Annotated in this window: 21 protein-coding genes; 13 read left to right on the forward strand and 8 right to left on the reverse strand. The window is 61.5% G+C overall.

Annotated elements, in window-relative coordinates; all coding sequences use genetic code 11:
• Window positions 1-211: 211 nt before the first annotated feature.
• Window positions 212-1,585: a nucleotide 5'-monophosphate nucleosidase PpnN gene (gene ppnN, locus ACS4NR_RS10175; RefSeq protein ID WP_027612974.1), complete on the forward strand. Its 1,374-nt coding sequence runs from the start codon at window positions 212-214 to the stop codon at window positions 1,583-1,585.
• A 306-nt stretch (window positions 1,586-1,891) separates the two neighbouring features.
• On the forward strand, window positions 1,892-2,626 hold the full coding sequence (locus ACS4NR_RS10180) for a substrate-binding periplasmic protein (RefSeq protein WP_456019962.1): 735 nt from the start codon (window positions 1,892-1,894) through the stop codon (window positions 2,624-2,626).
• Between the two features lie 133 nt (window positions 2,627-2,759).
• Here the strand turns inward: ACS4NR_RS10180 and ACS4NR_RS10185 are convergent, their stop codons facing one another.
• On the reverse strand, window positions 2,760-4,154 hold the full coding sequence (locus ACS4NR_RS10185) for an FAD/NAD(P)-binding protein (protein WP_456019964.1): 1,395 nt from the start codon (window positions 4,152-4,154) through the stop codon (window positions 2,760-2,762).
• Window positions 4,155-4,718: a helix-turn-helix domain-containing protein gene (locus ACS4NR_RS10190; protein ID WP_456019965.1), complete on the reverse strand. Its 564-nt coding sequence runs from the start codon at window positions 4,716-4,718 to the stop codon at window positions 4,155-4,157.
• A gap of 85 nt (window positions 4,719-4,803) precedes the next feature.
• Here ACS4NR_RS10190 and ACS4NR_RS10195 point away from each other — a divergent pair, with 85 nt between their 5' ends.
• The 7 genes from ACS4NR_RS10195 (at window position 4,804) to ACS4NR_RS10225 (ending at window position 12,044) form a co-directional block, all read left to right on the forward strand.
• A complete protein-coding gene (locus ACS4NR_RS10195; protein WP_095136486.1) occupies window positions 4,804-5,739 on the forward strand; it encodes a DMT family transporter in 936 nt (311 codons plus the stop codon).
• 247 nt (window positions 5,740-5,986) lie between these two features.
• Window positions 5,987-8,905 carry a monovalent cation/H+ antiporter subunit A gene (locus ACS4NR_RS10200; RefSeq protein WP_456019967.1) on the forward strand — a complete coding sequence of 973 codons (2,919 nt, stop codon included), beginning with the start codon at window positions 5,987-5,989 and terminating at the stop codon, window positions 8,903-8,905.
• Window positions 8,905-9,249 (forward strand): Na+/H+ antiporter subunit C, encoded by a 345-nt coding sequence (locus ACS4NR_RS10205; RefSeq protein ID WP_003225953.1) that lies wholly within the window; start codon window positions 8,905-8,907, stop codon window positions 9,247-9,249. The genes ACS4NR_RS10200 and ACS4NR_RS10205 overlap by 1 nt, the downstream gene beginning before the upstream one ends.
• On the forward strand, window positions 9,246-10,925 hold the full coding sequence (locus ACS4NR_RS10210; RefSeq protein ID WP_456019969.1) for a monovalent cation/H+ antiporter subunit D: 1,680 nt from the start codon (window positions 9,246-9,248) through the stop codon (window positions 10,923-10,925). Before ACS4NR_RS10205 ends, ACS4NR_RS10210 begins: the two co-directional genes overlap by 4 nt.
• On the forward strand, window positions 10,922-11,410 hold the full coding sequence (locus tag ACS4NR_RS10215) for a Na+/H+ antiporter subunit E (protein WP_095136489.1): 489 nt from the start codon (window positions 10,922-10,924) through the stop codon (window positions 11,408-11,410). Before ACS4NR_RS10210 ends, ACS4NR_RS10215 begins: the two co-directional genes overlap by 4 nt.
• Window positions 11,407-11,685: a K+/H+ antiporter subunit F gene (locus ACS4NR_RS10220; RefSeq protein WP_003225959.1), complete on the forward strand. Its 279-nt coding sequence runs from the start codon at window positions 11,407-11,409 to the stop codon at window positions 11,683-11,685. Before ACS4NR_RS10215 ends, ACS4NR_RS10220 begins: the two co-directional genes overlap by 4 nt.
• Entirely contained in the window at window positions 11,682-12,044 is a 363-nt protein-coding gene (locus ACS4NR_RS10225) for a Na+/H+ antiporter subunit G (protein WP_095136490.1), read from the forward strand. Before ACS4NR_RS10220 ends, ACS4NR_RS10225 begins: the two co-directional genes overlap by 4 nt.
• A gap of 127 nt (window positions 12,045-12,171) precedes the next feature.
• On the opposite strand, the gene ACS4NR_RS10230 is transcribed toward ACS4NR_RS10225, so the two are convergent.
• Complete coding sequence (locus ACS4NR_RS10230; protein WP_456019971.1) at window positions 12,172-12,612, reverse strand: DUF3995 domain-containing protein; 441 nt, start codon at window positions 12,610-12,612, stop codon at window positions 12,172-12,174.
• Between the two features lie 94 nt (window positions 12,613-12,706).
• Between ACS4NR_RS10230 and ACS4NR_RS10235 the strand changes: the two genes are divergently transcribed.
• Together ACS4NR_RS10235 and ACS4NR_RS10240 are read left to right on the forward strand one after the other, a co-directional pair.
• The gene (locus tag ACS4NR_RS10235) at window positions 12,707-13,096 is read left to right on the forward strand and encodes a DUF2946 domain-containing protein (protein ID WP_456019972.1); all 390 of its coding nucleotides are present in this window, start codon (window positions 12,707-12,709) and stop codon (window positions 13,094-13,096) included.
• A gap of 92 nt (window positions 13,097-13,188) precedes the next feature.
• A complete protein-coding gene (locus ACS4NR_RS10240; RefSeq protein ID WP_456019973.1) occupies window positions 13,189-15,321 on the forward strand; it encodes a TonB-dependent receptor in 2,133 nt (710 codons plus the stop codon).
• A gap of 131 nt (window positions 15,322-15,452) precedes the next feature.
• Here the strand turns inward: ACS4NR_RS10240 and ACS4NR_RS10245 are convergent, their stop codons facing one another.
• The 3 genes from ACS4NR_RS10245 to ACS4NR_RS10255 form a co-directional block, all read right to left on the reverse strand.
• The gene (locus ACS4NR_RS10245; protein ID WP_097090304.1) at window positions 15,453-16,469 is read right to left on the reverse strand and encodes an ABC transporter substrate-binding protein; all 1,017 of its coding nucleotides are present in this window, start codon (window positions 16,467-16,469) and stop codon (window positions 15,453-15,455) included.
• Between the two features lie 127 nt (window positions 16,470-16,596).
• Window positions 16,597-16,794 (reverse strand): hypothetical protein, encoded by a 198-nt coding sequence (locus tag ACS4NR_RS10250; protein ID WP_027612962.1) that lies wholly within the window; start codon window positions 16,792-16,794, stop codon window positions 16,597-16,599.
• Window positions 16,795-16,802: 8 nt separating this feature from the next.
• Entirely contained in the window at window positions 16,803-17,273 is a 471-nt protein-coding gene (locus ACS4NR_RS10255) for a hypothetical protein (protein ID WP_456019975.1), read from the reverse strand.
• Between the two features lie 402 nt (window positions 17,274-17,675).
• On the opposite strand from ACS4NR_RS10255, the gene ACS4NR_RS10260 reads away from it, so the two are divergent.
• Window positions 17,676-17,951: a hypothetical protein gene (locus ACS4NR_RS10260; RefSeq protein ID WP_095136494.1), complete on the forward strand. Its 276-nt coding sequence runs from the start codon at window positions 17,676-17,678 to the stop codon at window positions 17,949-17,951.
• A gap of 47 nt (window positions 17,952-17,998) precedes the next feature.
• On the forward strand, window positions 17,999-18,235 hold the full coding sequence (locus ACS4NR_RS10265) for a DUF2789 family protein (protein ID WP_456019977.1): 237 nt from the start codon (window positions 17,999-18,001) through the stop codon (window positions 18,233-18,235).
• 6 nt (window positions 18,236-18,241) lie between these two features.
• Here the strand turns inward: ACS4NR_RS10265 and ACS4NR_RS10270 are convergent, their stop codons facing one another.
• Both ACS4NR_RS10270 and ACS4NR_RS10275 read right to left on the reverse strand, forming a co-directional pair.
• Entirely contained in the window at window positions 18,242-18,442 is a 201-nt protein-coding gene (locus tag ACS4NR_RS10270) for a hypothetical protein (protein WP_003225978.1), read from the reverse strand.
• A gap of 112 nt (window positions 18,443-18,554) precedes the next feature.
• On the reverse strand, window positions 18,555-20,159 hold the full coding sequence (locus ACS4NR_RS10275; RefSeq protein ID WP_456019979.1) for a methyl-accepting chemotaxis protein: 1,605 nt from the start codon (window positions 20,157-20,159) through the stop codon (window positions 18,555-18,557).
• Between the last annotated feature and the right edge of the window lie 164 nt (window positions 20,160-20,323).

The raw sequence follows: 20,323 nt of genomic DNA on the forward strand, positions 1-20,323 counted from the left end.
TCCTTGAGCGATAAAAAGGGCAACGGAAAAAACTCGCTGCGCATTATCGCCTCTCTCTGCGATTTAGCTATGCTGGGGGCCCTTTTCATCTTTTCAGCGTCCAACGGGGACATGGCGGTACAGCGCAGATCGTGCCATCTTCATTCATGGATACACACTATTCGGATGCCATTTGCTTTCATTGGAATGACATCGTTTTAAGGATCATTGCATGACCCAACGACACGTAATCAACGCCTCGGTCAGCCCGAAAGGCAGCCTGGAAACCCTTTCTCAACGTGAAGTTCAGCAACTGAGCGAAGCCGGATCCGGCAGCACCTACACCCTCTTCCGCCAGTGCGCCCTGGCCATCCTCAACACCGGCGCGCATGTCGACAATGCCAAGACCATCCTTGAAGCCTACAAGGACTTCGAAATCCGTATTCACCAGCAGGATCGCGGTGTGCGCCTTGAGCTGCTGAACGCTCCGGCCGACGCCTTCGTCGACGGCGAAATGATCGCCAGCACCCGCGAGATGCTGTTCAGCGCCCTGCGCGACATCGTCTACACCGAAAACGAACTCGACAGCCAACGCATCGACCTCAGCACCTCGCAAGGCATCAGCGACTACGTGTTCCACCTGCTGCGCAACGCGCGCACCCTGCGTCCGGGTGTGGAGCCGAAAATCGTCGTGTGCTGGGGCGGTCACTCGATCAACACCGAAGAATACAAATACACCAAGAAAGTCGGCCACGAACTGGGCCTGCGCAGCCTCGACATCTGCACCGGTTGCGGCCCCGGCGTGATGAAAGGCCCGATGAAGGGCGCGACCATCGCCCACGCCAAACAGCGCATTCACGGCGGGCGCTACCTCGGCCTGACCGAGCCGGGCATCATCGCCGCCGAAGCGCCGAACCCGATCGTCAACGAACTGGTGATCCTGCCGGACATCGAAAAACGTCTGGAAGCGTTCGTGCGTGTCGGCCACGGCATCATCATCTTCCCGGGCGGCGCCGGTACCGCCGAAGAGTTCCTGTACCTGCTGGGTATCCTGATGCACCCGGACAACGCCGGCCTGCCGTTCCCGGTGATCCTGACCGGGCCGAAACATGCCGCGCCGTATCTGGAACAACTCGATGCCTTCGTCACCGCCACCCTCGGCGATGCGGCGAAGCAGCACTACGAGATCATCATCGACGACCCGGCCGAAGTCGCGCGGCAGATGACCGCCGGCCTCAAAGCGGTGAAGCAGTTCCGCCGCGAGCGCAACGACGCGTTCCACTTCAACTGGCTGCTGAAGATCGACGAAAGCTTCCAGCGCCCGTTCGATCCGACCCACGAGAACATGGCCAACCTCAAGCTGCACCGCGACCAGCCGCCCCACGAACTGGCCGCCAACCTGCGCCGCGCGTTCTCCGGGATCGTCGCCGGCAACGTCAAGGACAAGGGCATCCGTTTGATCGAAGAACACGGGCCGTACCAGATCCGTGGTGACGCGGCGATCATGCAACCGCTCGATGCGCTGCTCAAAGCCTTCGTCGCCCAGCACCGGATGAAACTGCCGGGCGGCGCGGCGTATGTGCCGTGCTATCGCGTGGTGGCGTAACCCTCCAGCCACCCATCCCCCTGTGCCAGCCACCCATGCAGGCACAACAAAACCAAAGTGGGAGCGAGCCGCTCGCGAATAGGCCAGGTCAGCCACTTCAAATGGTGACTGATCCACCGTTTTCGCGAGCAGGCTCGCTCCCACAGGTTGTGTGCCAGCCACAAATACCAGGCACACCACAATGTTTCTGCGTACGCCGGCTCTGCCAATCCGCCTTGGTTTCTGACGCCAAAGCCCCGTACATTCCTCACGACAGCCACCCTCGGCCCGTACTAAGCTTCGCGATCAATTTTTCAGGGACGATTCATGAAACGGATTGCCGCGTGCCTGCTGTCACTCCTGACCTTGGCGGCCGATGCGGCCGATCTGCAACTGCTCACCGACAATCACCCGCCCCTGCATTTCCAGCAAGGCGATCATCTGGTGGGGTATGGCGTGGACGTAGTGCGGGCGCTCGCGGAACAGACCGGCGACCGGATCGACCTGCAGCAGGTGCCCTTGCTGCGTGCCTTGCGCACCGCCAGCGAAACAGCCAGCACCGGTGTGTTCACTGTCCTGCGTACCGATGAGCGCGATGAGCGCTATCAATGGGTCGGGCCGCTGATTGAAGTCGAAACCGCCCTCTACGCCCGTGCCAACAACCAGCCGCCGGTAAAAAACCTGCAACAGGCGGATCAGGCCGGGCGCATCAGCGTGCCGCGCAAATGGCTGATCTACAGCTACCTGCAACGGCAAAACCTGAACAACCTCGATGGCGTCGAAACCCCGGAACAGATGATGCGTCTGTTCAGCCTGGGCCGGACGGATTTCGTGGTCTCCGACACCCTGTCCACCGCCGCCCTGGCCCGCACCCAAGGCATGGAACCGGGACGCTTGCAGTATCAGATGTCGCTGATGAAACAGGACACCTACATCGCCTTTTCGCTGCAGACCGATCCGGCTCAGGTCAAACGCTGGCAACAGGCGCTGGATACCTTGCGCGCCGACGGGCGCCTGGAGCAGATTCGCCAGCGCTGGCTGATGGACGCACTGCCGAGGTGACTGAGCTGCTCCGTTCTACTGTAGGAGTGAGCCTGCTCGCGATAGCGTCAGCCCCTTCAGTACTGATGTGACTGACCCACCGCTATCGCGAGCAGGCTCACTCCTACAGAGACCCGTGCAAGCCGGCCCGCTTTCAATCCACCAGCCGCGCCGCCAGCAGCTTGGCCTGCGACGCCACATCCGTTACCGCCGTGCTCTCCCACCACATCCCGCGCAGCGGTGGCCCCATCGCGAACAGTCGGCTGCCGGCCTGCCCTTCAGCGTCCAGCACCGCACCGTCCTCCTTCGCTGCAATCCCCAACGCCAACGGCCCAGGCCGCACCAGCCCACGCGCCAGCAACTGCTGCGGCAGCGGTCGCGCGACGCGGCGCCAGTCGTACTCGATGCCACTGGAATTGATCAGCGCCGCACCCTGCACCACACAGCTTTCTGCCTCGCCCCGACGCCGAATTCGAATGCTCACACCCTCGCCCGCCACCGGCTCTAGCCCCTGGAACGACGCCGCCTGAATCCGCAACCGCCCCTCGTGGTACAAGCGCTCAACGAACGCCGCACTCAACGGCGGCGACCGGTGATGATGACTCTCCCACCACGGCCGCACATGGCGTACGAATTGTCGACGCTGCACGTCAGTCGCCTGACTCCACAGCCGTCCGATATGGGCCCGCACCGTGTCCAGCGGCGCCTGCCAATCGATGCCCTGAGCGATCGCCTCGCGGCAATGCCTGCGCAGCTCGCGCAACAACTGTCGAGGTGTGCGAATGCTCTGATCTTCGGCAAGAAAATCCACCCACGCCGGCGGTTGCCGACGCACATGGGGCAACAGTCCGTGACGGGAAAATACTTCGATCGGCCCGCGATGACCGGCCTGCTCCAGTGAAACCACGGCATCGACCATGGTCAGGCCGGAGCCGATGATCAGCACAGTCGACTGCGGATCGAGCTGACGCATGGCGGTGACATCCCACGGATCAAGCGCTGCGGCGTTCAGGCCACTGGACTCTTTCTGCGGCGTGCGCGCGGCGGGGAACATGCCCGTGGCGAGCACGGCATAGGCGCCGCGCAACCGTCGACCGTCGTTCAAACTCACTTGCACCGAATCGGCCTCCCTTTGCAGATCGACGACTTCGGCACAGATGTGCTCGACGGTCGAACCGTGCCGCGCACCAACGACGCGCGCCTCGGCCAGGCGCTGCTGCACATACACGCCAAACAGCCCGCGCGGCGGGAACAGTTCACTGACCGGCACATTCTGCTCGGCAGATTCCAGCCAACCACCGGCAGCGATGTGCGCGGTCAGCCATTGAGTCAGGTCATCGGGATTATCGGGGTCGACACTCATGCGCGCTGCATTGCCGTTGAGCGTATGGCCCAGTTCGACGGCGCTGTAAGCTTCACCGCGACCGAGTTCGGCGCGCGGTTCGATGATCAGGATCCGGCGCTGGCCGGGCAGTCGCAGCAATTGCACGGCCAGCATCGTGCCACTGAGGCCACCGCCGATGATCAGGATGTCTGCGCTCTGATGCATTCAAATCACCACATTGCGCACAAAACGCACCGCCACCGGCCCATCATTGCGATAGCCGTGCGGCTGGTTGCTGGCAAACATGAAAAACTCGCCGGTCGCAATGATATTGGTCACATCCCCCACCGTTAACGTCAGGCAACCTTCGAACACATAAATCTGCTCGCTCCAGCCATCGGCATCCGGTTGCGACGGATAGACCTCGCCCGGTTGCAGGCACCATTCCCACTGTTCGACTTCACGGGTGGCGGTGGCCTTGGACAGCAGCACCGCTTTGCTTCCGGGAATGGAGCCTGCCCATGCTACTTCGTTGATGCGGCTCGGGTCGCGCGCGTCGGGGGCCTGGATCAGGTCGCTGAAGGCCACATCGAGCGCTTCGGCGACGCGGTCGAGGGTGGTCAGGCTGACGTTCTTTTCCCCGGCCTCGATCGCCACCAGCATGCGCCGACTGACACCGGACTTTTCGGCCAGCGCGGTCTGGCTCATGTCAGCGGCGTGGCGCAGGCGCCGGACGTTGTGGCTGACGTGTTGCAGAACGGACGCCCGTTGGCTGGAATCTTTGTGCACTATATTGCTCACTCGGTGGGGTTGGGCAGTATACTGCGCAACGTTGGACGCATTGTGCGTCCTGCCTTTTATAGTGCGCAAGGTCATGACGTCAGTGAACAGCTCCCCCACGCCTCTTCGCTTCTCCCGTTTCAGCAAGGCCGAGTGCGTGCTGGTGCTGATCACCATGGTCTGGGGCGGTACGTTCCTGCTGGTGCAACACGCCATGACCGTCAGCGGCCCGATGTTCTTTGTCGGCCTGCGCTTTGCCGCTGCGGCCGCCATTGTCGCGCTGTTCTCCTGGCGCCACTTGCGTGAACTGACCCTGTTCGAGCTCAAGGCCGGATCCTTCATCGGTGTGGCGATCATGCTCGGTTACGGCTTGCAGACGGTTGGTCTGCAAACGATCCCGAGCAGTCAGTCGGCATTCATTACCGCGCTGTACGTGCCCTTCGTGCCGTTGTTGCAATGGCTGGTGCTGGGCCGTCGACCAGGGTTGATGCCGAGCATTGGCATCATGCTGGCGTTTACCGGGTTGATGTTGTTGTCCGGGCCGTCCGGGGCTGCGCTGAACTTCAGCCCCGGCGAAATCGCCACGCTGATCAGCGCCATCGCGATTGCCGCCGAGATCATTTTGATCAGCACCTATGCCGGTCAAGTCGATGTACGCCGGGTCACCGTGGTGCAACTGGCGGCGACCTCGGTGCTGTCGTTTCTGCTGGTGGTGCCGACCGGCGAAGCGCTTCCGGATTTTTCCTGGACGCTGCTGGTGACCGCACTGGGACTCGGCGCGGCAAGTGCGGCGATTCAGGTGGCGATGAACTGGGCGCAGAAAAGCGTTTCGCCGACCCGGGCGACCTTGATCTACGCCGGTGAACCGGTGTGGGCCGGGATCGTCGGGCGGATTGCCGGGGAGCGCTTGCCGGCGATTGCCTTGGTGGGTGCAGGGTTGATCGTGGCGGCGGTGATTGTCAGCGAGCTGAAGACCAAGGGTAAGGTTGTCGAAGAAGACGCTGAGCTGGAGCGGGAGACCCAAGGTTAATCCGCGATATCTTTAGTGCCTGAACCGTAGCTATCGCGAGCAGGCTCACTCCTACAATTGAAATGCGTTTTCCCTGTAGGAGTGAGCCTGCTCGCGATGAGGCCATTCCAATCAATATCCATCTACCTGAAACAATGCCAAACAGAAAATTCCAGACTACTTTGTAGGATTCTGAGACATCCTTGGGTTTGGTAATCAGGGAGCTGGCACGTATGATGCTTCACAAACTTCCGCAGATTAGAAGCCTATGTCCCTGATAGTTCTACTGCTTCTGCCATTCATTGGCAGCTGTCTGGCAGCGGTGCTGCCACACAACGCGCGTAATACCGAATCCCTGTTGGCGGGTCTGGTCGCTCTGATCGGCACCGTGCAGGTCGCGCTGTTGTACCCGCAAATCGCCCACGGCGGGGTGATCCGCGAAGAATTCATGTGGCTGCCCAGCCTCGGTTTGAACTTCGTCCTGCGCATGGACGGCTTCGCCTGGCTGTTCTCGCTGCTGGTGCTGGGCATCGGCGCGCTGGTCTCTTTATATGCGCGTTATTACATGTCGCCGGACGATCCGGTACCGCGCTTCTTCGCCTTCTTCCTGGCGTTCATGGGCGCCATGCTCGGGCTGGTGATCTCCGGTAACCTGATCCAGATCGTGTTCTTCTGGGAGCTGACCAGCCTCTTCTCGTTCCTGTTGATCGGCTACTGGCACCACCGCTCCGATGCCCGACGTGGCGCCTATATGGCGCTGATGGTCACCGGTGCCGGGGGACTATGCCTGCTGGCGGGGGTCATGATCCTCGGCCATGTCGTTGGCAGCTATGACCTGGACAAGGTCCTGGCCGCCGGCGATCAGATTCGCGCACATGCCCTCTACCCTGTCCTGCTTCCCCTCATCCTTATCGGCGCCCTCAGCAAAAGCGCGCAGTTCCCCTTCCATTTCTGGCTGCCGCACGCAATGGCGGCGCCCACCCCGGTTTCGGCTTATCTGCACTCGGCGACCATGGTCAAGGCCGGGGTGTTCCTGCTTGCGCGCCTGTGGCCGTCGCTGTCCGGCAGTGAAGAATGGTTTTACATCGTCAGCGGCGCCGGTGCGTGTACGTTGTTGCTCGGCGCCTACTGCGCAATGTTCCAGAACGATCTCAAGGGTCTGCTGGCCTACTCGACCATCAGCCACCTCGGACTGATTACTCTTTTGCTGGGCCTGAACAGTCCGCTGGCAGCTGTTGCCGCGGTGTTCCACATTCTCAACCACGCGACCTTCAAGGCCTCGCTGTTCATGGCCGCGGGCATCATCGACCACGAAAGCGGTACCCGTGACATCCGCAAACTCAGCGGCCTGATCAAACTGATTCCGTTCACCGCGACATTGGCCATGGTCGCCAGCGCGTCGATGGCCGGCGTGCCGCTGCTCAACGGCTTCCTGTCGAAAGAAATGTTCTTCGCCGAAACCGTGTTCATCAACGCCACTGCGTGGGTCGAAGCAGCGTTGCCGATTGTCGCGACCATCGCCGGTACCTTCAGCGTCGCGTACTCGCTGCGCTTTACCGTCGACGTGTTCTTCGGCCCGACCGCTACCGACCTGCCGCACACCCCGCACGAACCGCCGCGCTGGATGCGTGCGCCGGTCGAGCTGCTGGTGTTCACCTGTCTGGTCGTGGGGATCTTTCCGGCCCAAGTGGTCGGCCCGCTGCTCGCAGCCGCCGCGCTGCCGGTGGTGGGCGGGACGTTGCCGGAATACAGCCTGGCGATCTGGCACGGGCTGAACGCGCCGATGATCATGAGTCTGATCGCCATGTCCGGCGGCATCGTGGTCTATCTGCTGCTGCGCAACCAGCTCAAGCGTGGTCGCTTCAAATATCCGCCGCTGGTGGGCCGCTTCAACGGCAAGCGCCTGTTCGAGCGCAGCCTGGTGCTGATGATGCGCATGGCCCGTCGGGTCGAACGACGACTCGGCACCCGCCGCCTGCAAATGCAACTGTTCCTGATGGTTTTGGCGGCAGTGCTCGCCGGCCTGATCCCGATGTTGCACAGCAGCCTGAGCTGGGGCGACCGGCCGAAGATTCCGGGTTCCATCGTGTTCGTCACCTTGTGGCTGCTGGCAATTGCCTGCGCCCTCGGCGCCGCTTGGCAGGCCAAGTATCACCGTCTCGCCGCCCTGACCATGGTCAGCGTCTGCGGGTTGATGACCTGTGTGACCTTCGTCTGGTTCTCGGCGCCGGATCTGGCCCTGACGCAACTGGCGGTGGAAGTGGTGACCACGGTGCTGATCCTGCTCGGCCTGCGCTGGCTGCCACGGCGGATCGAAGAAGTCTCGCCACTGCCATCGAGCCTGCGCAAGGCCCGCGTGCGGCGCTTGCGCGACTTGCTGCTGTCGACTGCCGTCGGTGCCGGCATGGCGCTGCTGTCCTACGCGATGCTGACGCGGCAGACGCCCAACGACATTTCCTCGTTCTACCTCAGCCGGGCCATGCCCGAGGGCGGTGGCAGCAACGTGGTCAACGTGATGCTGGTGGACTTCCGCGGCTTCGACACCCTCGGTGAAATCACCGTGCTGGTGGCCGTGGCGCTCACCGTGTTCGCCCTGCTGCGCCGCTTCCGCCCGCCGAAAGAAAGCCTGCAGTTGCCGGCCCAGCAACGCCTGCTCGCGCCGGACGTGGTCACCGATCTGGTCAACCCGCGCAGCGCCAGCGACACCGCGCTCGGCTTCATGATGGTGCCGGCGGTGCTGGTGCGCCTGTTGCTGCCGATTGCGCTGGTGGTGTCGTGCTACCTCTTCATGCGCGGCCACAACCAGCCGGGCGGAGGTTTCGTCGCCGGACTGGTGATGTCGGTAGCGTTCATCCTGCAATACATGGTCGCCGGGACGCAGTGGGTCGAGGCGCAAATGAGCCTGCGACCGCTGCGCTGGATGGGCACCGGGCTGCTGTTCGCCACCGCCACCGGCCTCGGCGCGATGGCGGTCGGTTATCCGTTCCTGACCACCCACACCTGGCATTTCGCCTTGCCGCTGCTGGGCGAGATCCATATCGCCAGCGCGCTGTTCTTCGATATCGGCGTGTACGCCGTGGTGGTCGGCTCGACGCTGCTGATCCTCACCGCCCTCGCCCACCAATCGGTGCGGGGTCACAAGACCGCGTCGCTGCCCAAGTCCGTCGCCAGCAAAGGAGCCGTCTGATGGAAGAAGTCATCGCAATCGCCATCGGCGTGCTCGCCGCCTCCGGCGTCTGGCTGGTGTTGCGGCCACGGACGTTTCAGGTGGTCATGGGCCTGTGCCTGCTGTCCTACGCGGTCAACCTGTTCATCTTCAGCATGGGCAGCCTGTTCATCGGTAAAGAACCGGTGATCAAGGATGGCGTGACCCAGGACTTGCTGCACTACACCGATCCACTGCCGCAGGCCCTGGTGCTGACGGCGATCGTCATCAGCTTCGCCATGACCGCGTTGTTCCTGGTGGTGTTGCTCGCGTCGCGGGGCCTGACCGGTACTGACCACGTCGACGGCCGGGAGCCCAAGGAATGATGGCGATAACTCACCTGATCGCCGCACCGATCCTGCTGCCGCTGCTGACCGCCGCGATCATGTTGATGCTCGGCGAGAAGCACCGGCCGTTGAAGGCGAAAATCAACCTGTTCTCCAGCCTCGTCGGCCTGTTCATTTCGGTGATGCTGCTGCAGTGGACGCAAACCACTGGTGTACCCGGTTCCATCGGCGTGTACCTGCCGGGCAACTGGCAGGCGCCGTTCGGCATCGTGCTGGTGGTCGATCGCCTGTCGGCATTGATGCTGGTGTTGACCGGGATCATCGGCGTCAGCGCCCTGCTGTTCGCCATGGCGCGCTGGGACGGCGCGGGATCGAGCTTCCACGCGCTGTTCCAGATTCAGTTGATGGGCCTGTACGGCGCGTTCCTTACCGCCGACCTGTTCAACCTGTTCGTGTTCTTCGAAGTGCTGCTCGCGGCCTCTTATGGTCTGTTGCTGCACGGTTCGGGTCGGGCGCGGGTATCGTCGGGGCTGCATTACATCTCGATCAACCTGCTGGCCTCGTCGCTGTTCCTGATTGGCGCAGCGCTGATCTATGGCGTCACCGGCACTCTGAACATGGCCGATCTGGCGCTGAAGATTCCGCTGGTGCCGGAAGCCGACCGGGGCTTGCTGCACGCCGGCGCGGGGATTCTCGCCGTGGCATTCCTGGCCAAGGCCGGCATGTGGCCGCTGAATTTCTGGCTGGTGCCGGCCTATTCCTCGGCCAGCGCACCGGTGGCGGCGATGTTCGCGATCATGACCAAGGTCGGCGTCTACACCCTGCTGCGTCTGTGGACGCTGCTGTTTTCCGGGCAGGCCGGGGGCTCGGCCTTCTTCGGTGGCGACTGGCTGATCTACGGAGGCATGGCGACCATCGCCTGCGCCGCGCTGGCGATTCTGGCCGCGCAACGCCTGGAGCGCATGGCCAGCCTGAGCATTCTGGTGTCAGCCGGGATTTTGTTGTCGGCGGTGGGTTTCGCCCAGCCAAACCTGATCGGCGCGGCGCTGTTCTATCTGGTCAGCTCGACCCTGGCACTGAGTGCGCTGTTCCTGCTGGCGGAGTTGATCGAGCGTTCGCGCTCGGCCAACGAAATCCCGCTGGAGGATGAAAGCGAGTTGCTACCGCGTCCGCAGGAATCGCTGCAACCGCCCAAAGGCATCAACCTCGACGATGAACAGAAAGCCGTGGTCGGCCAGGTCATTCCGTGGACCATGGCGTTTCTCGGCCTGAGCTTCATCGCCTGCGCGCTGCTGATCATCGGCATGCCGCCGCTGTCCGGATTCATCGGCAAGCTCAACCTGATCGGTGCGCTGCTCAATCCGTTGGGGCTGGGTACTGATGCGCCGATCTCAAACGCTGCATGGGCGTTGCTGGCGTTGCTGATCCTGTCCGGGCTGGCCTCGTTGATGGCATTCGCGCGCATGGGCATCCAGCGTTTCTGGACGCCCGAGGAGCGTCCTTCGCCGCTGCTGCGCAAGCTCGAATGCGCACCGATCTTCCTGTTGCTGGGGCTGAGTATCGCGCTGACCTTCAAGGCCGAACCGCTGCTGCGTTACACCGAGGCCACCGCCGACGCGCTGAACAACCCGCAGCAATACGTGATGGCGGTGCTCGGCACCCGCGCCGTGCCCAGCCCTGAAGCCAAAGCGGCGATGCTGGAGGTGCAGCCATGAAGCGTGTATTTCCGGCACCGTTGCTGTCACTGGCGTTGTGGGTTTTGTGGCTGACGCTGAACCTCTCCGTCAGCCCGGGCAACCTGCTGCTCGGCGCGATACTCGGGTTCGCCGCACCATTGATGATGCGCAAGCTGCGTCCGAAACAGGTGCGTATCCGCCGCCCGCTGACCATCTTGCGCCTGTTGGTGATGGTCGGTCGTGACGTGATTCTCTCCAATCTGATCGTCGCCTGGGGCGTCCTCAACGCCGGTCGCCGCCCGCCGCGCTCGCGCTTCGTCAAAGTCCCGCTGGACCTGCGCGACGCCAACGGTCTGGCGGCGCTGGCGATGATCTGCACCGTGGTGCCGGGCACCGTGTGGTCGGAGCTGGCGCTGGATCGCAGCATCCTGCTGCTGCATGTTTGGGATCTGGATGACGAGGCGCACTTCATCCACCACTTCAAGACTGCCTACGAGCAGCCGTTGATGGAGATTTTCGAATGAGCCCGCTGCTGTCGAACGCGATTCTGCTGACGCTGTTCCTGTTCTCACTGGCGATGGTTCTGACCTTGATTCGTCTGTTCAAGGGGCCGTCGGCACAGGATCGGGTACTCGCTCTGGATTACCTGTACATAGTCGCCATGCTGATGATGCTGACGCTGGGCATTCGTTATTCCAGTGACACTTATTTCGAGGCGGCGCTGCTGATCGCGCTGTTCGGCTTCGTCGGCTCGTTTGCCCTGGCGAAATTCCTGCTGCGTGGCGAGGTGATCGAATGACTGCTGAATTGTCGCTGTGGGTGGAGATTCCGGTGGCGATCCTGCTGGTGCTCAGCGGGGTGTTTGCGCTGATTGGCGCGACCGGATTGCTGCGTATGAAGGATTACTTCCAGCGCATGCACCCACCGGCGCTGGCCTCGACGCTGGGCGCGTGGTGTGTCGCACTGGCGTCGATCATCTGTTTTTCGGCACTCAAGTCCGGGCCGGTGATGCATGCCTGGCTGATTCCGATTCTGCTGGCGATCACCGTGCCGGTGACTACGTTGCTGCTGGCGCGGGCGGCTTTGTTCCGCAAGCGCATGGCCGGGGATGATGTGCCGGCTGAGGTGAGTAGTCGCAGGACCGAGAGTGGTAGTTAGTTTCTACATCCAGGGTGTCTGAACTGGCCTCTTCGCGAGCAAGCCCGCTCCCACATTTGGAATGCATTTCCCCTGTGGGAGCGGGCTTGCTCGCGAAGAGGCCGGTACTGCCAACACATGAACCGGGTCAGACCCAGGCCACCGCCAACAACCCCGCCCCCAACGCCAGACACAGCGGCGAATACACCCAGGTATCCAGCCGCGCAAACCGCGAACCCTTCACTTCCTTGAAAAACCCCACCAGATTCGAATCGCCGATCGCCCGGGCGAACATCAATAACGCAATCGCACTGATCACCCATTGCAACGCCTTGTGATGCACCGCCGGCATGCCCCAGCCGACGCGCATGCACACCAGCGCGGCGATCAGCAATAACGCCGCCGCCACCAACAAGGTGATCCAGCCTGACGGTTTGAATGCCGGTCGCACCGTTGCCACCAATCCTCGCACCGGCACTTGCGGTACCGCCGCCACCGCCGCCCACTGCCCACCCAGCGCCCAATACACGTGTACCAGGGCGATTGCCGCAAATATCGTCACCAGCCATTGAGCCAACACAAAGGTCATGGTCGAGAATCCTTTCTGGGGATTTGAACAAAACATCCTAGTCGGCATTTTTTGAAGTGCACGACCGATCAGCGGTACGGTAAAGTGCCGCCCCATGAAATTCACCCGTTCCGATCGCTCACTGCTGGCCTGGATGCTTTATTGCTGCGTCCTGTTCAACGTCTTCGCCTGCAGCATCGGTCACGGACAAATGGTCGGGATGCAGCTCAACGGCATCGGCGGCCAGTTCTGTGCGGTCGACCCGGCCACTCAAGCGCCGCTGACCAGCAATCCCAGCGAAGAACAATTGCCGACCCTGTCCAAGGCGTTCGGCTGTCCGCTGTGCTCGGTCGGCGGCGGCATGGGCCCGGCGTTCAACTCCAGCCTGACCCTCGCGGTTCTGCCCGAGCAACACAGTCCGCCACTGGCGCCCATCGTCAGTGCCGACCTCCCTGCCCGCTTCACCTGGCCTTCGGCCAACCCTCGCGCCCCGCCGCTCGCCTGAGTGTCCTTGCCTTTTTGATTTTTCAGCTCACTGCGCCAACGCGCGGCGTTCGCCTGTGCGCTGATTTCTAGACAAGCATTCAGGATTCAACGATGAAACATATTCCTTTGCTGGCGAGCCTGTGCGGCTGCCTGTCCCTTAACGCCTGGGCGCAATCCACCGTGGATCTGGCGCCGATCACCATCGACGGCGAATCCACCAGCGAACCGGGCCTGAGCCTCGACCAATCCAGCGGTATGGCTTCGCGCCTCGGCTTGAGCGTGCGCGACACGCCGGCCTCGGTGGCCGTCGCCAACCGCAACGACATCGAACGCCACGGCGCACAGAACTTTCAAGACGCCGCCAACACCCTGCCCGGGGTCAATGCCAGCGCGCCGCCGGGCTTTGGCGGATTCGTCTCCTATCGTGGTTTCACCAGCAGCCAGATTACCCAGATGTTCAATGGCATCAACGTCTCCGGCGGCCTCGCCCGACCGGTGGATTCATGGATCTATGACCGAGTCGAACTGGTCGGCGGTCCTTCATCGCTGATCAACGGCGCTGGCTCGGTCGGCGGCTCGTTGAACTACGTGACCAAATTGGCGACCCGCGACGAACAAGCCGCCGAAGGTCGCATCAGCTATGGCAGCTACGACACCACGGAAACTGCGTTCGGCCTCAACCACGCGCTGACCAACCCGAGCGCCGACGTGCAGCACTACGCGCGGCTCGATGTCAGCCACAACACCAGCAACGGCTACATCGACCGTCAGGAGCGCGATGCCTGGAGCGTGGCGTTCTCGTTGCTCAGCGACCTCACGCCGGATCTGTCGCACACCCTGGCCCTGGAATATCAGGACGAACACGAAGACAGCCCGTACTGGGGCACGCCGGTACTCAACCCCAAGGCCGGCGAGTTGAAGATCGACAAACACAACCGCTTCAACAACTACAACGTCGAGGACGGGCGCTACGAACAGCGCACGATCTGGGTGCGCTCGATCATCGATTACCGGATCAACGACAGCACCACTCTGCGCAATACGCTGTATCACCTCGACAGCCAACGCGACTACCGCAACCTCGAAACCTATCAGTACAACGCCGACAATAGTGCGGTGAACCGCTCCACCGCCTATCAAGTGCGGCATCAGGGCGAGCAGAACGGCAACCAGTTCGAACTGCGCCACGACAACACCCTGTTCGGCCTCGACACCACCTGGTCCGGCGGTTTCGAGTACAAGGTCAACCAGACCACCAACTCGCCGCTGAATATCAAAGGCGCGAGCACGGTCGATCCGAACCACTACCGGCCCGGGCACTTCTACGACATTCCCGGCACCAACCCGGCGCTGATCAGCGACAAGACCAACGAGGTCACCACCAAGGCGCTGTTCGTGGAAAATCGCCTCGCACTAACCGACAAACTGGCGTTGCTCACTGGCCTGCGTTACGACGATATCGACCTCGACGTGACCAACCATCGCAGCGTGACGGCCGCCAATCCCAAGCACCTCAAACGCAGCTGGGAGCCGGTCACCGGGCGCGTCGGTCTGACCTACCAGTTCATCCCGTCGGCCAACGTCTACGTGCAATACAGCACCGCCGCCGAACAACCGAACGGCACGCAGGACTTCGACGTGTCGACCGGCAAGCAATGGGAAATCGGCAGCAAGTTCGACTACCTCAACGGCCGTGGCTCGGCGACGGTTGCCGCGTACACCATCGAACGCAAGGACTTCGCCGTGACTGACCCGCTGGACCCGACCACCAGCATTCCGGTAGGTCAGCAAACCTCGAAAGGCATCGAGATCGCCAGCTCCCTGCGGATCACCGACAAGCTGTTGGCCGAAGGCAACTTCGCCTGGGTCGATGCGCAATACGATGACTTCACCGAAAAGAACGCCGCCGGCGTGGTGGTTTCACGCAAGGGCAACACGCCAACCAACGTTCCGGACCGGGTCGGCAATCTATGGCTGACGTATGATTTTTCGCCGCAATGGCAAGGTGGGGTCGATGCGCGGTATGTGGCGTCGGTGTATGCAGACACAGCGAACACCATGACCGTGCCGTCGTACACGCTGTTCGGCAGCTTTCTCAGCTACAAGGTCGACTCGCACACCACCGTCACCGGCCGGGTGCGCAACCTGACCAACGAGGTGTATGCCGAGTTTGCGCATGTTTCGCCGGCTTACTATCTGGGTACGCCGCGTACCTTTGAATTGGCGGTACAGACGAAGTTCTGAGTCGACACTTATCCTGTGGCGAGGGAGCTTGTCGAATCGTCGCACCGTCCCGCTCGGCTGCGAAGCAGTCGCCGATTTGGGGCTGCTTCGCAACCCAGCGGGAGCAAGCTCCCTCGCCACAGAAGCCCATCTCATTTCAGATCAGCCGCCACCTTCTCCGCCACATCCTTCGGCACCCAAGCCTGCCACACCTCCGGATGCGCCTTCATGAAGGCCTCAGCCGCCTGCCGTGGTGCGGTGTGTTTCTCACTCATCTCGGCCAACGCCTTGTTCAGCGGCTCGATCGGGAAATCCACCTTGCTGAAGAAATCCGCGATCTGCGGATATTGCTTCTGGAACGGTGTAGACACGCCAATCGACAGCTTCGACGCCAGCGAACGGGTCGGTTTCGGATTAGGGTTATCGGCATCGGTCAGGGTCTTCCACGCCTCGGCATCGAACGGTGGCTCTTCCAGCTGCACCAGTTTGAATTTGCCCAGCAGCGGCGTCGGCGACCAGTAATAGAACAACACCGGTTTGCCCCGACGGATCGAAGAGCTGATCTCGGCATCCAGCGCCGCGCCCGAGCCACTGCGGAAGTTGGTGTAGTCGTCCTGCAGGCCGTAGGCAGTCAGTTTCTGCTTGTTCACCACTTCCGAGGTCCAGCCGATCGGGCTGTTGAGAAACCGACCCTTGCTCGGGTTTTCCGGATCCTTGAACACGTCCTTGTATTTCTTCAGGTCGCTGACACTGCGCAAGTCCGGCGCCAGCGGCTTGATGCCCTTGGCCGGGTCACCCTTGATCACGTACTCCGGCACCCACCAGCCTTCAGTGGCACCCTTGACCGTATCGCCGAGACTGACGACCTTGCCCTCCGCTTCAGCCTTGACCCACACCGGACTGCGCCCGGCCCACTCTTCGCCAATGACCTGAATGTCATTGTTGGCCAGCGCGGTCTCAAGCGTGATGGTGGTGCCCGGCAGCGTATCGGTCGGCAGGCCATAGCCCTTCTCGACGATGATCCGCAGAACATCGGTGATCAGGCTGCCGCTTTCCCAGTTCAGGTCGGCAAAATGAATGGGCGCCTGTGCCGCCGCTGCCGGCTGCGCGGCCGTCAGCACACCGAACGAAACCACGCTGGCGGCCAATAGCCGTCGAATTCCTTTCATGCTTTGCACCTCGTGCTGTTCACAGCAATAGCAGGATGGCCTGGCAGAAGACCGCAAGCCTCTGAATACTCAGTCAACTGACTGTAGCCGAGGTTCCTGCTTTTTCCGGGGGCCAACCCCGGCGAGGTTATGTTTCAGACTTTTCCTGCAAGCTTTGCAGCTCGCGTCTGACCATGCTGGCGTATTCCGCAGGCCGCAAGGTGTAGATCTGCGCTGCCACCCAGTTCAGCCACGCGCCCTGCAATTCGGCTTTGGCGTTGAACAGGCGCAATGCCTCCTCACGCGCACGGTCGAGGTTCTGCGAATGGAAGTCGGCGCGACTCACACCACCGATCACTCGCTGGCCTTGAACGTGATCAGTTCGCCCTTGCGCCACTTCGCCGCTTTACCGGTAACGGCTTTCAGGGTCTTGGTCAGGCCTTCCTGCAGTTGCTGATGTGCGGCAAACGCCGTCACCACGCTGTGGCCTTCCTTGAACAGGATCGCGTGGCCGTCCGCTGTATCGACAAACGCGTAATCGCCGAGGCCGTATACCGTCAGTTTGATTTCGCGAAAGCGGATATCCATCTTGCCGCCTTCACGGCTGGGCAGAACGGCCGCGCTGAAATGATCGCCGACCTTGAGCTTGAGCCCCGGTTTGTCATCGACCACCAACGCACTTTCGGTGTCGATCTCGGCCACGTAAATGCCTTCGGCGTTCTGTTCGGTGATGTAAACAAAACGCGACTGGAACAGCTTGACCAGCTTTGCACGCAAATCACCCAACACGAACAAAGCATGCATATCGAGGTTACTGACTGCCAAAGAAACATCCCCACATCTGAAAAAGTACCCGGCGCCAAAACGCGCACGGCAAAAAAACGGCCAGGCCGATGCTGTTACCGAATGACTTCAGTACACCTGAAACAAGCGGAGCGCCCATACATCACAAGTTCGCAAGACTACTGGAAAGTCAGGCGAGAAACTTGCCTCGACGTTCGCCAGGCCTTGAAGGAAAAATCTTCATTGAAGCGCAACGAAGACGGACTACAAACTTTAGGGAAAAAACTGACGAAAAAAAGCCCTTTTCCGACATATCGCCGGTAAAAAATTGCTTTAGATAGGCACCTGTCGCCAGCAGACACTGGCGATTCTAGAGCAGCGATGCTCCTTCCGACTACCCGAACCGGCCCTTAAACGTCGGTCAACTCATGAAAAGGACTTCATATGTGCACTCTGACCCACTTTGCCCAGCCTTCCAACCCAGGTGTCGACACGCCGTTCGTACTGCAAGGCACCCATCTGGCTGAACTTGCGGAGCACGGAGCAGGCAATCACAGACCGCGATTTCAGGTAGTTCCGGCGGGTAACGCTTTCTTTCATATCAAGGAATCTTCCACCGGTCGTGTAAGAGGTTTCCGCGAAGACCACAACGAAGCGTGCGCCCTCGCCCGCTTGCTTGAATCACGGATCGAACTCTTGTCCAACGGCTGCCTCAGATAAAGAGCGAGCGACAGCGCCATTCCGGCACACGCAAGAAGGAGTACACGATGGAACTGCCTGCATATGATCTGAAAACCCTGTTCGACCAACTGGGCCTGCCGTCGGAAAACGGGGCAATCGACGATTTCATCGAAGCGCATCCGCTGGACGCCAAAACCAAGTTGATCGATGCCGACTTCTGGACGCCACAACAGGCGCAACTTCTGAAGGAGTGGCTGCGCGCTGACGGCGAAGAAGCAGGGATGGTCGATGAATTGAACGTACGCCTGCACGACGGACGTTAATAAATGTCAGTGCAGGCTGTCGCCAGGCTCGGCCATCAGTTGCGCGAGCCAGGCAGCCTTGCACTCCTCCGCCTCGTCGCGACTGGCGAACGCGGTGCCACGCCGCTCACCGTTGAGCAACACCACCCAGCACACGCTCCGGCCCATTGCGCGCAATCCGGCGGGCACACCACTGCCAATCATCACCGCGACATCGACTCTGCACATACTGACCTCTCGATTTCATTAGCTACCTAACTAATAGCCATGTTAATGACTTCGTCGCGGAGGAAACAGCAACCCACGTGCACAGATTCATTGCGCGAGCGGTAACAATCGATCAGCGCGGATTCTCTGGTTTATAGCCCAGACGCAGACCGCCCCAATGCCGGCCCTTGACCATGATCGGCACCGACAAGTCGTGCATCAACTCGCCGGTATCGCGGGTGTAGGTCTGCAGCAACACCGCCTGTTGATGGCTGCCGCAGCGAATCCCGGTGCGGTCGGCGAACTTGCGTTTGGTGCGGTTACCCACCGCGTCCACCTGCTGGTCACCGGTCAACGGCTGACTGAACGCCAGGTTGTGCGTCGGCACATAACCCTGCTGCGTGCAGGCGATGGCGAACACCAACCCCTCATGACGCGGCAGCAACGGCTCCTGAATCGCCGGCAATACCTGATCGGTGTAGCGGTCGAAACGGGTCTGAAACTTCGCCGGTTGCGTTCCGGGAATCGGTTGATATTGACGGTCGAACAAATCCTCAAGGCTGATCCGCCCCTGCTCGACATCCGCCTCGAACCGCGCCGCAATCTGACTCGCGCCCTCCCGCGCCAGGTCATAGACGCGCTGGTGATAGTCATCCAGACCGACTTCGGCCAGACGCTCGCTGATGGTTTCCGCCTGCCCTTCCATCTGCACAGCGGCCTCGGCCAGACGTCGGGTCTGCTGATCGCTGATCGCCAGATCACTGCGCATCTGCTCGATGGCCTTGAACAGGCTGTCGAGTTGCTCGCGATTGGTTTCCGCACCACGGGCGATTTCGCCGACCTGAGTTTCTACGCCCGCCGCCAGCCGCGCGATGTTTTCCAGATGCTGGCCGGTGTTTTCAACTTGTTCGACACCGATCTGCAGATCGCTGGACAGCTCGCGGATCTGCTCCACCACTTGCGCCGTGCGCTGCTGAATATCGGCGACCATCTCGCCGACTTCGCCAGTCGCCGAGGCCGTCCGCGCTGCCAGACCCCGCACCTCATCCGCCACCACCGCAAAACCACGGCCATGCTCACCCGCCCGCGCCGCTTCAATCGCGGCGTTGAGGGCCAGCAGATTGGTCTGGCTGGCGATGGACTGAATCACCAGCGTCACCCGTTGAATGTCGTCGCTGCGCAGGCTCAGGGCTTCGATCAGCTCACGGCTGGCATTCGCGCGTTGACTGAGTTGATGCATGCGCGCAATCGAATCCACCAGTTCGGTGCGCCCCGCCGCGCTGCTGTGATGCGCCTCGCTGGCGGCGTCCAGCGCTTCACGGCTGAGCTGCGAAGTGGCGTGTTCGGTGGCGATCATCACTTCGGCGTTGCTGACAATCTGCGCCGCTGCGTCGAGTTGCGATTCGAGTTTGCTCGCCAGTTGCTTGACGGAAAACGCCACACCGGCAGCTGACAGTGCGTTATGACTGGTGGTGTAGGAAAGATCGCGGGTGAGTTCGGAAATCGCGCTGCCTGCATCGACAGGCGCAGCATCAGGGGTGGCCCGCGAGCGCAGGCGCGGCAGCCAGACAATCAGCACCGCCAGCGGCATGCCGATGTACAGCGACCATCCACCCAGCGTCATGCCGGCGAGCAACAGCATCAGGGCGATGCTTTGCAGGGTCGGAGCGATCCAGCGGTTTTTCGGCAACAGCACTGGTGCGGGCAAAGCCCCAACCAGAGATCCATCTCTCGTCATATCAACACCCCACGCTTGTTCTCATTGTTGTGACTGCATTAAACGCCACTAGAACGCCATTATCCATGGTCCGTTAGTCGTGGAGTCTGCAGCAGGTCAATGGAACGACGCGCAAAATATCGCAGACGAGCAAAAGCAAAGATCGCAGCCCCGTCAGCTCGTGT

Source organism: Pseudomonas sp. JQ36 (assembly GCF_053851495.1).

Coding starts and splice junctions, on each gene's coding strand:
- ACS4NR_RS10240 (WP_456019973.1), top strand. CDS start 13,189: ATGAAACATATTCCTTTGCTGGCGAGCCTGTGCGGCTGCCTGTCCCTT.
- ACS4NR_RS10260 (WP_095136494.1), top strand. CDS start 17,676: ATGTGCACTCTGACCCACTTTGCCCAGCCTTCCAACCCAGGTGTCGAC.
- ACS4NR_RS10220 (WP_003225959.1), top strand. CDS start 11,407: ATGAGCCCGCTGCTGTCGAACGCGATTCTGCTGACGCTGTTCCTGTTC.
- ACS4NR_RS10235 (WP_456019972.1), top strand. CDS start 12,707: ATGAAATTCACCCGTTCCGATCGCTCACTGCTGGCCTGGATGCTTTAT.
- ACS4NR_RS10275 (WP_456019979.1), bottom strand. CDS start 20,159: ATGACGAGAGATGGATCTCTGGTTGGGGCTTTGCCCGCACCAGTGCTG.
- ACS4NR_RS10245 (WP_097090304.1), bottom strand. CDS start 16,469: ATGAAAGGAATTCGACGGCTATTGGCCGCCAGCGTGGTTTCGTTCGGT.
- ACS4NR_RS10185 (WP_456019964.1), bottom strand. CDS start 4,154: ATGCATCAGAGCGCAGACATCCTGATCATCGGCGGTGGCCTCAGTGGC.
- ACS4NR_RS10180 (WP_456019962.1), top strand. CDS start 1,892: ATGAAACGGATTGCCGCGTGCCTGCTGTCACTCCTGACCTTGGCGGCC.
- ACS4NR_RS10265 (WP_456019977.1), top strand. CDS start 17,999: ATGGAACTGCCTGCATATGATCTGAAAACCCTGTTCGACCAACTGGGC.
- ACS4NR_RS10195 (WP_095136486.1), top strand. CDS start 4,804: ATGACGTCAGTGAACAGCTCCCCCACGCCTCTTCGCTTCTCCCGTTTC.
- ACS4NR_RS10210 (WP_456019969.1), top strand. CDS start 9,246: ATGATGGCGATAACTCACCTGATCGCCGCACCGATCCTGCTGCCGCTG.
- ACS4NR_RS10205 (WP_003225953.1), top strand. CDS start 8,905: ATGGAAGAAGTCATCGCAATCGCCATCGGCGTGCTCGCCGCCTCCGGC.
- ACS4NR_RS10225 (WP_095136490.1), top strand. CDS start 11,682: ATGACTGCTGAATTGTCGCTGTGGGTGGAGATTCCGGTGGCGATCCTG.
- ACS4NR_RS10215 (WP_095136489.1), top strand. CDS start 10,922: ATGAAGCGTGTATTTCCGGCACCGTTGCTGTCACTGGCGTTGTGGGTT.
- ACS4NR_RS10230 (WP_456019971.1), bottom strand. CDS start 12,612: ATGACCTTTGTGTTGGCTCAATGGCTGGTGACGATATTTGCGGCAATC.
- ACS4NR_RS10200 (WP_456019967.1), top strand. CDS start 5,987: ATGTCCCTGATAGTTCTACTGCTTCTGCCATTCATTGGCAGCTGTCTG.
- ACS4NR_RS10270 (WP_003225978.1), bottom strand. CDS start 18,442: ATGTGCAGAGTCGATGTCGCGGTGATGATTGGCAGTGGTGTGCCCGCC.
- ppnN (WP_027612974.1), top strand. CDS start 212: ATGACCCAACGACACGTAATCAACGCCTCGGTCAGCCCGAAAGGCAGC.